This is a genomic window from Nonlabens sp. SY33080 (assembly GCF_011784885.1).
Lineage (GTDB): Bacteria > Bacteroidota > Bacteroidia > Flavobacteriales > Flavobacteriaceae > Nonlabens > Nonlabens tegetincola.
This window is the reverse complement of sequence record NZ_CP050461.1, coordinates 1,896,301-1,912,160: the sequence shown is the minus strand read 5'-3', so window position 1 is coordinate 1,912,160 and position 15,860 is coordinate 1,896,301. Positions and strand designations below refer to the sequence as shown.

Below are 15,860 nucleotides of genomic sequence, written 5' to 3'. Positions count from 1 at the left end.
ACTAGAATGAAAAGGTTTTTAGTATTACTCACTGTTTTTCTTTATTCCGCTTTCGCGAAAGCGCAATGTGCAATGTGCCGTGCCGTAATTGAAAGTTCTGGCAACAAAGCAGAGGCAGAAGGTTTAAACGATGGAATTACCTACCTAATGGCATTTCCATACATTTTAATTGGCGGTATTATATACATGATCTATCGCAGCACTACCAAAAAAACTTGATTTAACGTTTTTTTAGGTTCTGTCACTGTAACATCTGCGGAAATTTGAGGTCTAGTTAATATGTTTCTTTAAAGAAACAGAGTAACAACCATTATAATGATTGAAATTAAAGGCCTACACAAAAGTTACCGTACAGGTAACAATTCTCTTCATGTACTTAAGGGTATAGACTTCAGTGTTAAAGAAGGAGAACTGGTTTCAATCATGGGTTCCTCAGGTTCTGGTAAAAGTACATTGCTTAACATTCTAGGAATGTTAGACGAGGCAGATGAAGGTAGCTACGTTCTTGATGGTGTTCCTATTAAAAATCTCAATGAAAAAATTGCTGCCCAGTATCGAAATAAGTTTTTGGGGTTCATTTTTCAGTCTTTTAACCTGATCAATTACAAAACAGCAATTGATAACGTAGCCTTGCCACTTTATTACCAAGGAGTAAATAGAAAAGAACGTGAAGAAAAAGCGCTTCATTATCTAGATAAAGTAGGTCTGGCAAATTGGGCAACACACTTACCTAATCAGCTTTCTGGAGGTCAAAAGCAGCGTGTCGCAATCGCTAGAGCGCTAGCCAGTGATCCAAAGGTGCTACTTGCCGATGAGCCAACAGGAGCTCTAGATACCAAGACTTCATACGAAGTGATGGATCTTATTCAAGGAATTAATGATGAAGGTCGTACCATTCTTATTGTAACACACGAACCCGATATTGCCGAAATGACAAAGCGTGTGGTGAATTTAAAAGATGGTTTAATCATTGACGATCGTAAAGTAGAACAAGTAAAAGCTATCCAACATGTTTAATGTAGAAAGATGGCAGGAAATATTTGAAGCAATAAGCAAAAATAAATTACGTACTATTTTAACCAGTATGTCGGTGGCATCAGGAATCTTCATATTGGTAATTCTTCTTGGATTTTCCTCTGGAATTCAAAATGGAGTTCGCAAACAATTTGAACAAGACGCTACTAATCGTATTCAGGTTTCCACAAGGGTAACTTCAAAAGGATATAAAGGATTAAATCCTGGAAGGCGATTACAATTGCGCAATGGTGATTACAATAACCTTACTGAGAAGTATGAAGATTATATTGAGTATAAAACGCCTTTATACTCAAATTGGGGTGGACAAATAAACTACAAGCAGCAGCAAGGTAATTACCGTATTGAAGGAGCCGAGGCAGACCAACAATACATAGAAAATCAAACATTAGTTTCAGGTCGATTCATCAGTCAGCAAGATGTTGATGAAAACCGAAAGGTAGCTGTTATCGGTTATCAAATTAAAGAAGATCTATTTAAGCAGGAAGATCCTATTGGTAAAACAATCCTCCTTAATAACAACATTAACTATAAAGTTATAGGAGTTTATACGGATCCTGGAGGAACTCGTGAAGAATCTAGAGCATTTATTCCTATATCTAGTGCACAACAAGTATTTAACGCAGGAGATAATGTAAATCGAATTGCAATAACGGTTGAGCCAGCTGCAACTTTTGATGAAACTGTGGAACGCAGTGCAATGCTAGCTCAAGCAATAGACAATGATTTAAGAACCAAATTTATTGTAGCTCCAGATGATCGTATAGCGGTAAGAGTTGACGACACATTAGAAGAAGCAAAGAAAATATTCGGATTGATCGATACAATAAGATTTGTTTTCTGGTTTATTGGTATAGGTACAATAATAGCAGGTGTAGTAGGTGTAGGAAATATTATGATCATTATCGTGCGTGAACGTACCAAGGAAATAGGAATACGTAAAGCTTTAGGAGCTCTGCCTTCAGAAATTATATTTATGGTGCTCCAAGAGGCTATCTTTATAACATTAATTGCAGGACTATTAGGTTTGTTTGCAGGTGTAGGATTACTACAAATTTTTGCTCCATATGTAGAAATGGATTTCATACACAATCCAACGGTAGACTTTACTACTGTTATGACTACGGTTTTCATTCTTGTTGTGGCAGGAGCACTAGCCGGCTTTATACCTGCTAGAAGAGCAGCTAATATTAAACCAATTGAGGCATTAAGAGACGAATAGTATGTTTAATAGAGATCGTTGGAACGAAATATTAGAAGCGCTTAACGCAAATAGATTTAGGACCTTTCTAACCGCATTTGGGGTTTTTTGGGGAATAACAATACTGGTGTTGTTATTAGCTTTAACTAACGGTTTGCGTACAGGTGTAGCCGTTGATTTTGCAAATCAAGCTACAAACACCATGTTTATGTGGGGTCAAAGTACGTCAATGGCCTACAAAGGAATGAATAAAGGTCGTCGTGTTCAGTTCAAAACAGATGATATCGACGCTTTAAAAAATAACATTCCTGGATTAAAGTATGTTTCACCTAGATTACAACTAGGTGGTTATCGTGGAGCAAATAATGTTACTCGTAAAGAAAAAACAGGAGCCTTTCAGGTAAATGGAGATTACCCAGAATTTATTAATCAACAATACATGGATATTATCAAGGGTCGCTGGATCAGTTACTCAGATATTGATAATAAAATGAAAAGTGCGGTAATCGGTGTAGATGTAGAAAAAACTTTATTTGACTTGGGAGAAGAGCCTATCGGCTCGTACATAAAAATTAATGGTGTTAATTTTAAAGTGATAGGAGTGTTTAATAACCCAAACACAAAAGGAGATAGTGAGGAACAGGCAAATACCATTTTTATTCCTTTTACATCCTTTGCCAAGGCTTTCAACACAGCAGACAATGTTGGGTGGTTTACATTGACAGCTCATGATGATATCAGTATTACCGAATTAAAGCCAGATATACTTGCATTAATGAGGTCCCAGCACAAAGTGCATCCAGATGATATGCGAGCTGTAGGTAATTTTGATTTAGCAGAAAGGTTTGCACAATTCTCAGGCCTTTTTAATATTCTAAAAATTGTTGGTTATTTCGTAGGAATACTTGTCCTTTTCTCAGGAGGAATCGGTATCAGTAATATCATGCTCATTGTAGTAAAAGAACGAACTAATGAAATAGGAGTGCGCCGTGCATTGGGAGCTACTCCTTGGATGATTAAAAAACAAATTCTTCAGGAATCACTTGTCCTTACCTTAATTTCCGGATTAGCAGGTATTGCATTTTCTGCATTAGTTATGTGGTTAATGAATTATGCACTGGATATGAATGGACCGGTAGATAATTTTAAAAATCCAACAGTAAATATAACAGTAATAATTATCGCTTTGATATTTCTTACTGTTGCAGGACTCTTTGCAGGACTAATTCCTGCTAGTCGTGCAACCACTATGAAACCAGTAGACGCTTTAAGAACAGAATAAACACTAACCTAGATGAAAAGAACAGGGACTATAATTGTTTTATTAGTAATCGTAATTTCCTCATTAATTGGAATTTATTGGATATGGCAAAAGGATCAAGAAGATCCGATTGAGTATGCCGCAGAACAACCAGAAACAAAAACGATCGTTAAAGAAACTGTCGCAACAGGTAGCATTGTACCTAAAGAAGAAGTTAATATTAAGCCTAATATTTCAGGTGTTATTGATAAAATTCATGTTGAAGCAGGTGAGTTTGTTAAAGCAGGTGATCTTATTGCAGAAATCAAAGTGGTTCCCAACGTGAGCTCACTTACAAATGCAAAGAACAGTATTGATCAAGCTCGTAACGCGGTACAAACCGCAAAACTTGCACTAGATAATCAGGAGTCGATTTATAAAAGGCAAAAACAGCTTTTTGATAAAGGAGTTGTAGCCGCAAATGATTTTGATCTAGCACAAAACGCATACAACAATGCGTTACAACGTTATAAACAAGAACAAGTCAATTTAAGAGGAGCACAGCAAAATTATGACATCCTGCGCACAGGAACGACCTCAGGATCTTTGGGTAAATACGCACAAACAGCAATACGATCTACCGTTGATGGAATGGTACTTGACGTTCCAGTTAAAGAAGGAAACCAAGTAATTGAGGCTAATAATTTTAACGAGGGAACTAGCATTGCGGTTATTGCAGATATTAATAAGATGATATTTGAAGGTAAGGTAGATGAAAGTGAAGTAGGTAAAATCAAGGAAGGATTACCGCTTAAGATTACAGTAGGTGCCTATGATAACCAAAAATACGATGCAGTACTAGACTATATAGCTCCTAAAGGTGTAGAAGAAAATGGTGCTATTCAATTTGCGATTAAAGGAACTCTAAAAGCTCCAGAGGAAAACAAAACAAATTCATTTATACGAGCAGGACTTAGTGCAAACGCAAGTATTATCCTTGATCAACGTACCGATGTACTTGCAATCAAGGAAGCCCTTGTACAATACGATAACGAGACAAAAAAACCTTTTGTTGAAATCCAAACAGGAGATCAACAATTCCAGCGCAAGGAAGTTGAACTAGGACTTAGTGATGGAATTTTTGTTGAAATTAAATCAGGTATAAGCAAGGACGACGCAATAAAAGTTTGGAATCCATTAAAAGCTCCACAAGGCCGTGGAGGATATAATGGATAAAATTCTTGTAACAAATCATCTTCGAGATCTACATATAGATATCCAATTATGAAAAAAGTACTCTTAATTATTATGTGTTTCGCTTTCGCGAAAGCGATTCAAGCACAATCAACAACATCCACCGATAAGAAATGGACTTTACAAGAGTGTGTACAATACGCACTGGATAACAACATTTCAATCAAACAAAGTGAGTTAGATTTAAAAGCAGCAGATGCCGATAAATTGAGCGCACTGGGTAATCTTTTACCGTCGTTAAATGCAGGTGCAGGAGTTTCAGAAAATACCGGATTAAGTTTTAACCCAGTTACCAATAACGCTCAAACAACAACATTTCTTTCTGCAACGGGAAGAGTTAATGTAGGTTATAACGTATTTGATGGGTTTAGAAACTTTAGACAATTACAAAGAGCAAAAATTTCAAAAATTGCTAGTGAATATCGTCTAGATAAAATGAAAGATGACATAGCACTTGCAGTTGCGAATAACTATCTTCAAATACTTACAAATAAAGCAAATTTGAAAACCTTTAAAGCTCAAAACGAGATTACAAAGGATCAAATTAAGCAAACTCAAGAATTGGTAGATGCTGGTCAACTACCACGAGGTGATTTATTAGAAATCAAAGCTCAGGATGCTACAGAGCAACAACAAATTATTAACGCGCAAAATGCTGTAATTATAAGTAGAGTAAGTCTTGCTCAATTGCTATTAATTGAGGACTATGAGAACTTTGATATTGCCGATGAGGATTTTGAGGTAATTGATGAAGAGGTTTCTGAAAAACCAGTTACAGAAATCATCAGTTCTGCTGAAGAAAATCGTTCAGAGGTTCGAATCGCAGAACAGAATTTAGAACTAGCCAAAAAAGATTTACAAATAGCCAAAGGAGCTTACTTGCCTACAGTAAGTGCGTTTTTTAGCTATGATACTAGATATACTAATAATGCCTCGTTTGACCAACGTATAGCCGACCCTAATAACCCTACCGAAACACAAATCATAGGAACTGTTGAAGGTACAGGACAAAATGTGGTAACTGAAGTGCCAGTATTAGAAACTGTACTAGTAGGAGCAGAGCCTTTTATAGATCAATTGTATCAAAACGATGGTATAGCTTATGGTTTCCAACTTAATGTTCCAATTTTCAATGGTTTTAGTGTTCGTAGTAACGTAGAGCGCAGTCAAATTAATATTGAACGTTCTAAATACCAATTAGAACAAGCAAAATTGGATCTAGAAAGTAGTGTGTATCAAGCTTACGTTGATGTACAAGGATCACGTCAGGCTTTTGATGCTGCAAAAACCGCATTGGAATCTCAAGAGTTAGCTTATGAGTATGCTAAAGAAAGATATGATGTGGGACTTACAAATGCATTCGATTTTGGTCAAAGTAAGTTGAGATACGACAATGCTATCATTACATTAAATCAAGCTAAATACGACTATATCTTTAGACTTAAGGTGCTTGAATTGTTTTTTGGGATAGAACCTCTAGAATTAAAATTATAAGATAAATGAAAAAAACTTTAATCATCATAGGTGTTATTATCGTTGTAGCGGTTTTAGGTTTAATCGGTCTTAAATCGACTGGAGCCATAGGCGGCGGTGATAAAGGTTTACTGGTAGAGACCAAAGAAGTGACAAAAATGAATGTCACAGAAACTGTAAGTGCTACTGGAAAAATCAGACCAGAGGTTGAAGTTAGTATCTCTCCAGAAGTTCCTGGTGAAATCATTGAGTTACCTATTAAAGAAGGTCAGGCTGTTAAAAAAGGCGACTTACTTGTGCGCATTAATCCAGATTTATTAGAATCAAGTGTTAGTCGTACGAGAGCTGGTGTGGCAAATGCAAGAGCCGGATATGAACAAGCAAAAGCAACCCTTGCTGAGGCAACTGCAAATTATAACAGAAGTAAGCAACTTTTTAATAAAGGAGTAATTTCTCAGGCAGATTTTGATACCAGTACAGCTGCCTATGAAAGAGCCAAAGCATCAGAACGTAGTGCGTTTTATAATGTTCAAAGTGCAGGTGCTACTCTTAATGAAGCATCTGACAACTTACAGCGTACTAGTATTTATGCTCCTATGTCTGGTACAATTTCACTTCTTGCAGTTGAATTAGGTGAACGTGTAGTTGGTACACAACAAATGGCAGGAACAGAATTATTAAGAGTAGCCGACTTATCTTCCATGGAGGTAGAAGTAGATGTAAATGAAAATGATATCGTTAAGATTGAAGTAGGAGATAAGGCAATCGTCGAGGTTGACGCTTATTTAAAGAAGGAATTTGAAGGTGTTGTTACTGAAATTGCAAATACGGCAAGCGGTCAATTAACGGCAGATCAAGTAACAAATTTTAAAGTTAAGGTTAGAATTTTACCAGAAAGTTACACTGACTTGTTAGAAGGTAAAAGTGAAAATTACAGTCCGTTTAAACCAGGTATGACCGCAACAGTAGATATTATTACTAGAGAAAGTAAAGATATTGTTGCAGTGCCAATAAGTTCGATAGTAGTTAAAACTGATACTACAGAAAAAAAGAAAAGGTCAGAAATTTCTTTGGATGCCAAAAAGTTTGAGTGTGTCTATGTATTAAATGGTAACAAAGCCAAGCTTAGAGTAGTAGAGACAGGAATCCAAGACAACAGTAATATCGTTGTCACAGATGGTCTGGATATAGGAGAAACAATCATTACCGGTCCTTATCGAGCAGTTACTGATAAATTAAAAACGGGAAAACTAGTTCGTGTAAAAAAGGATCGCTCAAATGATACTTCAGAGTCGGAATCTGAAGAAGATTAAATTTCAGCTATGCCATTGATTCTTTGTATTGAAACAAGTAGTACTAATTGTTCAGTTGCAATAGCTAGCGACAGCGCTACTACTAGTAATACATATGGTGCTGCTATGGTGCTGGATATTCTTGAAGACAATAGTGATTCATACAATCATGGCGAAAAGCTTCATGTTTTCATAGATGAAATCACCACTAGGAATGGATATGCAATGGGTGATTATGATGCTATTGCTGTAAGCTCTGGACCAGGATCATATACTGGATTAAGAATTGGAGTGAGTGCAGCTAAAGGTTTGAGTTTTGCCCTAGACGTACCTTTAATTGCTATTGATACACTAAAAGCATTATCTACAATTAATAAAATCGATTCTGAATTTACAGCCGCTTTTCTTGATGCACGTCGCATGGAAGTATATGCTTCAATATTTGACCGATCAGGTAAACGAGTACTTGAATCACAACCAGTAGTTGTTGAAGATGATTCTTTTATTCGCTTTCGCGAAAGCGGAACAATATCCTACATAGGAACTGGTATAGAAAAAACGAGAGAACTTCTAAATATCGAAAAACAATATATAACCGAAGTAAATCCGACAGCAGCAGCACTGTGTGCTCTCGCTATTGATGGGTATAAAAAAAGCGACACCGTTGATGTCGCTTATTTTGAGCCAAATTATCTCAAAGAATTTAAGATAGGTGGTTAAATTACTTCAAATGTAATTTTTACATTAACTCTATACTCGGTTACTTTTCCGTCTTTAACTTGAGCACTTTGCTCGTTGATGTAAACCGATCTAATGTTGTTGACGCTTTTTGCAGCTTGTTCCACTGCATTATTAGTTGCGTCTTCCCAGCTCTTATCGCTGTTTGCTAATACTTCTATAACTTTTAAAATTGCCATAACTTTATTGAATTGATTTCTATAAAGTTATAATAAAATTATCCATTAAGAGCAACTACACGATCAATTTTACCAGGAATCATCTCTTTAAGCATCGTTTCAATTCCATTTTTTAAGGTAATAGTAGATGACGGACAACCGCTACAAGCACCTTGTAGAATAACGCTTACCTCTTTGGTATTTTCATTGTAGTTTTCAAAAGCAATATTACCACCATCACCAGCAACAGCAGGTTTAATGTACTCGTCTAGTATCTCCACAATTTTTTGAGAGATGTCATCTAAATTTTCAAAAACTTTTTGATTTTCTTCGGGCTCTTTACTTTTCTCAATGGCTTTTGATTCATGATTGCTAGTACCTATTTCTAGACCATTTTCCATGGATTCTTTTATCATGGAACGCAACTCATTACTTACTTCATTCCAATCTATAATATCGTGTTTAAGAATGGAGATGTAATTTTCAGAAACATATAATTCCTTTACAAAGGAAAACTCGAATAATTTTCTAGCTAGGCTTCCGGTTTGAGTATCGCCTATTGATTTAAATTCAATAGGTTTTACTACAAGCTTTTTATTTGCCACAAATTTCATGGCATTAGGATTAGGTGTTGACTCCGCGTAAACCGTTACTGGAATCTTCTTTGTTTTTGATTCTTCAGTTAGTAAAGGTTTGTCGCTATTGAGGTAGGTTTCAATTTGAGTAGCAACCTCTTGCTGTACATCATTCCATTGTACTATATCATATCGTTCAATGGCTATGAAATTTTGTGCTATATATACTGTTTTTACAAAAGGTAAGTAAAACAATTGTTGTGCAAGTGGCGATGGTTTTGCCTCGTCTATATTTTTAAATTCGTAGCTGTTGTTTTTTACTAAAAACTGACTGCTTTCAAACTTTACAATAGCCTCATTTGCAGTAGGTACGATTTCAATTTTATGCATTGTGAAATTTTTGAACAAAGATAGTTGGTTTCTTAGTTTAAAGCAGTTCAAACAATCAGAACATTTTATAGAAGACTATAGGAATTTGATACTCGATGAAATACTCGAACTAGCTGTTGAATAAAACCTATCTCTAGAGAATTTATTATATATTTACGCCTGTTTGAAAAAAACCAACAAGTTTTGTTTTAAAACAAATCTAATTTTCAAACGTTTAGGAAAATAGACTATTATCTACCGCATGAAAAAGATACTTTTAACACTAGCAGTTGTTCTAGGAATACAATGTGTGACAGCTCAAGAAGGTGTACCTGTTTACTTAGATTATTTAACCGATAATTATTACTTATTACACCCATCAATGGCTGGTGCAGCGGCTTGTGGAAAGGTACGTGGTACCGTTAGACAGCAATGGTTTGATCAATCAGACGCACCTAATTTACAAACCCTTTCATTTAACACTGGAGTAGGAGAAAACAGTGGTGTAGGAGCGATTTTATTTAATGACCGTAATGGTTACCATTCACAAACTGGAGCTTACTTATCTTATGCATACCACTTACAAGTAGGTGGTGGATATGAAGATTTAAATAGATTATCTTTTGGTATAAACGCTGGTATGGTTCAAAGTCGTCTAGATGAATCTGAATTTGATTTAACTGATTTTGATCCTATTATAACAGGCGTTTTGCGCAGTGACAGTTACTGGAATATCGATATAGGAGCTTCCTATTTTTTCAAAGAATTTTATGCTCACTTCACAGTAAAAAATGCTCTTTTCCAAAATCGTGATCTTTTTAGTCGTGAATTTGAAAGTACAAATCAAAGACGTTACATAGCTACATTGGGTTATTTATTTGCACCTAGAAATAGTAAGTGGCAATGGGAACCATCTGTATTATATCAAAGAACTGATAGAACAGCTGAGCAGTTCATGGATTTCAACGCAAAGGCATATTATGATTTAAATGATACTAGTGTCTTATATCTAGGTTTATCTTACCGTCAAAGTTTTGATGGTGCAGAATATTTAGACGGTAATAGTGTACAAGAACAAAACTTGAGTTTACTTTCTCCAATATTAGGGGCGAAAATAGATAACTTCACTATTGCTTATACCTACAGCTACCAATTTGGAGATATACGATTTGATAGTGGTGGTTTTCACCAAATTACATTAGGAATTGATTTCTTATGTCGTAAAGACAGATGGAGTTGTAACTGTCCTGCTGTAAACCTATAAACCAACTTTATTTTATTATTAAGGCAGCTGCAAAGCTGCCTTTTTTAATTAAATCAAGATGAGAAAATTACTTAATGAAGAGCTAGATAGGTTAGATGTTGATGCCTATAAAAACAGCGACAAAACACCCATTACGATTGTTTTAGATAACATACGTAGTCTAAATAATATAGGAAGCGTTTTTAGAACAGCCGATTGTTATCGTGTCGAGAAAATAATATTATGTGGTATAACAGCCCAACCACCGCATAGGGATATTAGAAAGACCGCTCTAGGCGCAACAGAATCTATTGAATGGGAATATGTAGAGGATACCTTAAAAGCCCTAGAAAATCTAAAAAATAATCAATACCACTTGTGTGCTATAGAACAAGCCGAAAACAGTACCAGCTTGTACAATTTTAAACCTGAGAAAGGACAAAAACTAGCCGTTGTATTTGGGAACGAGGTTAAAGGAGTACAGCAGCAAGTTGTAGACTATTGCGATACGATTATTGAGTTACAGCAATTCGGGACAAAACACAGTCTAAACATTTCAGTTTGTGCAGGAATTGTGATTTATGACCTTTTCAATAAAGTAAGTTCACTTAGGAGTTGATTTGATCCAGTATTGTGATGTAATCCTCATGCTTATTGACAAAATCAAGTTCAGTTACATCAATAACTTTGATTTTTAAACTGTCTTGCGTTTTGATAAAATCGGCATATCCTTTCTGGATTTCCATTAGATATTCAGTTTGAATATCTTGTTCATATTCCCGACCTCTTTTCTTAATGTTATCCAGTAAACGCTCCTCAGTTTGGTACAAATAGATGTACAATTCTGGTTTGACGAGCTCTTTATACATCATGTAAAACAGTCGTTTGTATAAAGTGTATTCCTCTTCTGATAATGTTATTTTACTAAAGATAAGTGACTTTACCACGTAGTAATCGGCTACCGTGAATTCTTTAAAAAGATCCTGTTGACCTATTTCATCATGTAATTGCTGATAACGATCGGCTAGGAATGACATTTCTAGTGAAAAAGCATAACGTTCTTGCTCTTTATAAAACAAGGGCAAGAAAGGATTATCGGCAAATCGTTCAAGAACTTCCTTTCCCGTAAAATCTTCACCTATTTTATGTGTTAAACTAGTTTTTCCTGATCCAATATTTCCTTCAATGGCAATGAAATTATGGCGTTGAATGGGATATCGCTTTCGCGAAAGCGTAATTTCAACATCATCCACAGGTTCTAATGGCTCCATTTTAGATGCAATATTACCTATGTGAATGGTTTCGTTTTCTATTTCCCATTCCTTGCAGAAATCCAATAAGGGTAATACAACAAAATTCCGTTCTTGCCAATGTTTATGGGGAATATCAAGCCTTTCTGACTGGAATTGGATGTTATCATAAAAAATGATATCCAGATCGATAGGGCGACTCTCATAATGATCTGTGACCTTAACCGATCGACCCATTTCACTTTCAATATTTTTAAGCTTATCAAGTACATCTTGCGGTGTGTAAATAGTGTGAATTAGAAGAACCGTATTATAAAAATCAGGTCCATCAAATCCAAAACTTTGGCTTGCATACACTTTTCCAGCCTTAATGATTAAACCAATTTTGGTTTCAATAAGTCGTGTAGCGCGTTCTATTTGGTTTTTTTTATCACCTAGGTTTGTGCCTAACGCTATGATTACCTTATGATTGCCTATTTTTGAGATGCCTATAATTTTATCGCCAAATTAAGGAATATTTACTCGACCATAAACTACTTTTACACCTATATGAAAACACTTACTGGTAGGGATTTACGTCGAGCAAATCGTATCTATCTGGTTCTAGCAGCTTTATTTATTTGCTCCCTAGTCGTTTCAAATTTAATTTTTCAGAAGTTTTTTTATTGGAATCCATTTGGATGGTTCAATTTTGAGCTATCTGTTGGGTTAATGCCGTATCCTGTTACTTTTTTGGTTACTGATTTAGTAAGTGAAATTTATGGTAAACGCAAGGCTAACGAATTGGTGCTAGCAGGAATTTTTGCAAGTATTTTTAGTCTTATTATCATCTTTATTGCCGATGCTGCTCCTGCCGTAAAAGACAGCCCTATTCAAGATGTTGTCTTTACAAAAGTTTTTGGAGCTACTACAATCGCAGTTATTGCTAGTATGACGGCTTATTTGTGTGCTCAATTTGTAGATATTCAATTATATCATTTTTGGAAACGTCTTACTAAAGGGCGCATGTTATGGCTGCGTAACAATTTAAGTACGGTTTTTTCACAATTTGTTGACACACTGGCAGTTTTATTATTGCTATGTTCAACAGAGATAATTTCCTGGGACAATTTTATACCCTTTTTAATCTCAGGAGTATTATTTAAAATGTTAGTGGCCTTATTTGATACACCGTTGTTGTATTTAGGTGTAGGCATTTTTCAGCGTATGTTCAAACTTAAAATGGGAGAAGAAATTAAAGTCGATTGATGAAAAAAATATTGAAAATAGTAGGAGTATTTGTGCTCGCGGTTGTGGTGTTGTTAATAGCAGCTCCATTTCTATTGAAGGATCAAATTGCACAAGTGATCAAGGATAAACTCAACAACAGCCTTAATGCTCAGGTGGACTTTGCCGAGGTTGATTTAAGCTTATTCAGTGCATTTCCAGATGCCTCACTTAACTTAAAAAAACTCCAGGTAATCAATAAAGAGCCTTTTGTAGGTGATACATTGTTTTACAGTGACGCTATTAAATTGTCGTTACCCGTTATGGATTTATTCAATGAAGTCGGTGAGCCTATTGAAGTACATGAATTAACAATTGACGATGCTATAGCTAGGTTGAAGGTTAATGCAACAGGTGCCGCAAACTGGGATATTGCTGTTAGGGATTCCGCTTTCGCGAAAGCGGAAACGACACAAACACCTCAAGAAAACACAGGATTTGTATTTGACCTTAACCATTATGAAATTAATAATTCAAGTTTTTCTTATATCGATGATGAGAGTAAGAATGTGTTGCTCCTTAATGACTTAAATCATGAAGGTACGGGTGATTTTAGTTTAAATGAATCTACCTTACAAACCATCACAAATGCCAAGGTTACTTACGAGTTGGATGGTATAAAGTATGTTAATGATCAAGATGTCTCACTAGTAGCCGATGTGCTCATGAATCTAGATGATCAACGTTATACTTTTAAAGAAAATGAAGCAAAGGTGAATGACTTACCACTGGAATTAGACGGTTTTGTTGATTTAGAAGAAAATAGCACGCTCGTTGATCTTACATTTAAAACCCCAAGTTCTGATTTTAAAAACTTTTTTGCTCTTATTCCTCAAGAGTACCGCAGCAATTTAGAAGGCATAACAACAACAGGAGACTTTATTGTCAACGGTACTATAAACGGTGAGGTTACCGACGAATTAATTCCTAAAATGGATATAAAAGTATCGTCGCAAAATGCATCATTCAAATATCCAGATTTACCACAAACAGTTCGTAATATTAATTTTAACGCAGCCTTACTTAATACTACTGGTAGGGTTGAGGATACTTATTTAAGTGTGCCTAGCGCAACTTTTAATCTTGCTGGTGAAACAGTAAGTGCCAAAGCACTGGTTACAAGACTTACGGAAAATATGAAAGTGGACCTAGAGGCTCGTGGTATTATTGATCTTCTGAAATTACAACAAGCCATACCTTTTCCTGATAACACCTCATTGAATGGAATTTTAGATTTGGACATTGCAACGGTGTTTGATATGGAAAGTGTAGAGAATGAACGCTATGCGAATATCCAGACCAAAGGACTGGCAAAACTTAGAGATTTCACCTATCAAGGTGATGCGTTTAACCAATCCTTTGATGTAAGCACTGCTGTAATTAATATGAATAATAGTCGTGTAAAATTAGAGAGTTTTAATGCTAGAACAGGTAATACAGATCTTAACGCATCGGGAACAATTAATAATTTAATTGGGTTTTTATTTGAAGATCAAAAGCTTAAAGGAAACTTCAAAGTATCGTCTGATCAATTTGATACTTCTGATTTCATGAGTACTACAACTGGTTCCAAAGAAGAAACTATTACAACAGAAAATAAAAGTGTCGCTACTACCAATAATGAGGCAATCAAAATACCAGATTTTCTAGATGCTCAGTTGGATTTTAATGCTAATCGCGTGATTTATGATAATATCACGTTGAATGATGTGTCTGGAATCGCTATGGTAAGAGATGAAACTTTGTTTTTAAACGACCTTAAAACAAAAGTTTTTAATGGTACCATCGGTCTAGACGGAACCGTTTCTACAAAAGGTGCTACTCCTAAATTTAAGATGGCCTTAAATATGAATGAACTCGATATCGCACAATCGTTTCAGGGATTTGAAATGTTTCAAAAATTAGTACCGTTAATTAATGCATTTAAGGGGAAACTAAACACCGATCTTGAAATACAAGGAGATTTGTCTAATGATCTTACTCCTGTTTTGACTACAATAGCTGGTGATGCATTTGCACAACTTTTAACCGATGACGTAGATACTAGTCAAAATAAATTACTTAATCTACTGGATAATAAATTAGGTTTTATTGATGTAAACAATTTAAATCTAAGAGACATAACTACTAAACTTAAACTAAATAACGGAGCGGTAGAAATAGCACCTTTTGATTTTAATATTAAAGATATTAAAGTAGTTGCTAGTGGTAAGCACAGCTTGTCCAATTCAATGGATTATACCTTGAACTTGGAGGTTCCTGCAAAATATTTTGGTAAAGAAGGAGCTAGTTTATTATCAAAGTTAGAAAGTAAAGAAATAGATAAAATCACCGTACCTGTTCCAGTAAAATTAGGTGGTAGTATAAGCTCGCCTTCAGTAGATTTAAATCTTGATCTAGCGGTAAAAAATTTAACAAACCAAATTATTGAGATTCAAAAGCAAAAGTTGAAGGATAAAGGCGAGGAAGCTGCCAATAACGCAATCAACGATATCTTACAAGGCAATAATCCACTGGATAACATTAAGGATGTTATCAAAGGAGATAAAGGTCAAGTTAAAGACAGCACACAGACTACAAGTCCTGTTTCGACAACTACCGATTCCTTAAAGCAAAATACTAAAGACAAGGTTAAAGAGACTGCAGGTAATTTAATTAAAGATCTATTTGGTCGTAACAAGAAAAAGCCAGTTGATACCATTAAGGCTAAATAAAAAAAACCTCCTTTTAGAAAGATGTTCTAAAAGGAGGTTTTTAATAGTTGTT

General features: G+C 35.3%; 15 protein-coding genes. 12 read left to right on the top strand and 3 right to left on the bottom strand.

Annotated elements, in window-relative coordinates; genetic code table 11:
* Window positions 1-6 precede the first annotated feature (6 nt).
* From HCN53_RS08560 to tsaB, 8 genes are all read left to right on the top strand, one after another.
* Window positions 7-219 carry a hypothetical protein gene (locus tag HCN53_RS08560; RefSeq protein ID WP_042277035.1) on the top strand — a complete coding sequence of 71 codons (213 nt, stop codon included), beginning with the start codon at window positions 7-9 and terminating at the stop codon, window positions 217-219.
* 96 nt (window positions 220-315) lie between these two features.
* A complete protein-coding gene (locus tag HCN53_RS08555; protein WP_042277036.1) occupies window positions 316-1,017 on the top strand; it encodes an ABC transporter ATP-binding protein in 702 nt (233 codons plus the stop codon).
* Window positions 1,010-2,257, top strand: coding sequence for an ABC transporter permease (locus HCN53_RS08550; RefSeq protein ID WP_042277038.1), 1,248 nt, complete (start codon window positions 1,010-1,012; stop codon window positions 2,255-2,257). Before HCN53_RS08555 ends, HCN53_RS08550 begins: the two co-directional genes overlap by 8 nt.
* 1 nt (window position 2,258) lies before the next feature.
* Complete coding sequence (locus HCN53_RS08545) at window positions 2,259-3,518, top strand: ABC transporter permease (RefSeq protein WP_060523595.1); 1,260 nt, start codon at window positions 2,259-2,261, stop codon at window positions 3,516-3,518.
* A gap of 12 nt (window positions 3,519-3,530) precedes the next feature.
* Window positions 3,531-4,712, top strand: coding sequence for an efflux RND transporter periplasmic adaptor subunit (locus tag HCN53_RS08540; RefSeq protein ID WP_042277042.1), 1,182 nt, complete (start codon window positions 3,531-3,533; stop codon window positions 4,710-4,712).
* 48 nt (window positions 4,713-4,760) lie between these two features.
* The gene (locus HCN53_RS08535; RefSeq protein WP_042277044.1) at window positions 4,761-6,224 is read left to right on the top strand and encodes a TolC family protein; all 1,464 of its coding nucleotides are present in this window, start codon (window positions 4,761-4,763) and stop codon (window positions 6,222-6,224) included.
* A 5-nt stretch (window positions 6,225-6,229) separates the two neighbouring features.
* Window positions 6,230-7,516 (top strand): efflux RND transporter periplasmic adaptor subunit, encoded by a 1,287-nt coding sequence (locus HCN53_RS08530; RefSeq protein ID WP_167342689.1) that lies wholly within the window; start codon window positions 6,230-6,232, stop codon window positions 7,514-7,516.
* Window positions 7,517-7,525: 9 nt separating this feature from the next.
* Window positions 7,526-8,215 carry a tRNA (adenosine(37)-N6)-threonylcarbamoyltransferase complex dimerization subunit type 1 TsaB gene (gene tsaB / locus HCN53_RS08525; protein ID WP_167342688.1) on the top strand — a complete coding sequence of 230 codons (690 nt, stop codon included), beginning with the start codon at window positions 7,526-7,528 and terminating at the stop codon, window positions 8,213-8,215.
* Here the strand turns inward: tsaB and HCN53_RS08520 are convergent.
* On the bottom strand, window positions 8,212-8,412 hold the full coding sequence (locus tag HCN53_RS08520; protein WP_042277049.1) for a dodecin family protein: 201 nt from the start codon (window positions 8,410-8,412) through the stop codon (window positions 8,212-8,214). The genes tsaB and HCN53_RS08520 overlap by 4 nt on opposite strands.
* A gap of 38 nt (window positions 8,413-8,450) precedes the next feature.
* The gene (locus HCN53_RS08515; protein WP_042277051.1) at window positions 8,451-9,356 is read right to left on the bottom strand and encodes a NifU family protein; all 906 of its coding nucleotides are present in this window, start codon (window positions 9,354-9,356) and stop codon (window positions 8,451-8,453) included.
* Window positions 9,357-9,597: 241 nt separating this feature from the next.
* Between HCN53_RS08515 and HCN53_RS08510 the strand changes: the two genes are divergently transcribed.
* Entirely contained in the window at window positions 9,598-10,599 is a 1,002-nt protein-coding gene (locus HCN53_RS08510; protein ID WP_042277053.1) for a type IX secretion system membrane protein PorP/SprF, read from the top strand.
* A gap of 58 nt (window positions 10,600-10,657) precedes the next feature.
* A complete protein-coding gene (locus HCN53_RS08505) occupies window positions 10,658-11,197 on the top strand; it encodes an RNA methyltransferase (RefSeq protein WP_167342687.1) in 540 nt (179 codons plus the stop codon).
* Here the strand turns inward: HCN53_RS08505 and folK are convergent.
* Entirely contained in the window at window positions 11,187-12,284 is a 1,098-nt protein-coding gene (gene folK, locus HCN53_RS08500) for a 2-amino-4-hydroxy-6-hydroxymethyldihydropteridine diphosphokinase (protein WP_317168817.1), read from the bottom strand. The two genes, HCN53_RS08505 and folK, sit on opposite strands and share 11 nt — an antisense overlap.
* Before the next feature lie 93 nt (window positions 12,285-12,377).
* Here folK and HCN53_RS08495 point away from each other — a divergent pair, with 93 nt between their 5' ends.
* Both HCN53_RS08495 and HCN53_RS08490 read left to right on the top strand, forming a co-directional pair.
* Entirely contained in the window at window positions 12,378-13,076 is a 699-nt protein-coding gene (locus HCN53_RS08495; RefSeq protein WP_105017947.1) for a queuosine precursor transporter, read from the top strand.
* Entirely contained in the window at window positions 13,076-15,808 is a 2,733-nt protein-coding gene (locus tag HCN53_RS08490; RefSeq protein WP_167342686.1) for an AsmA-like C-terminal region-containing protein, read from the top strand. The genes HCN53_RS08495 and HCN53_RS08490 overlap by 1 nt, the downstream gene beginning before the upstream one ends.
* Window positions 15,809-15,860: the final 52 nt, after the last annotated feature.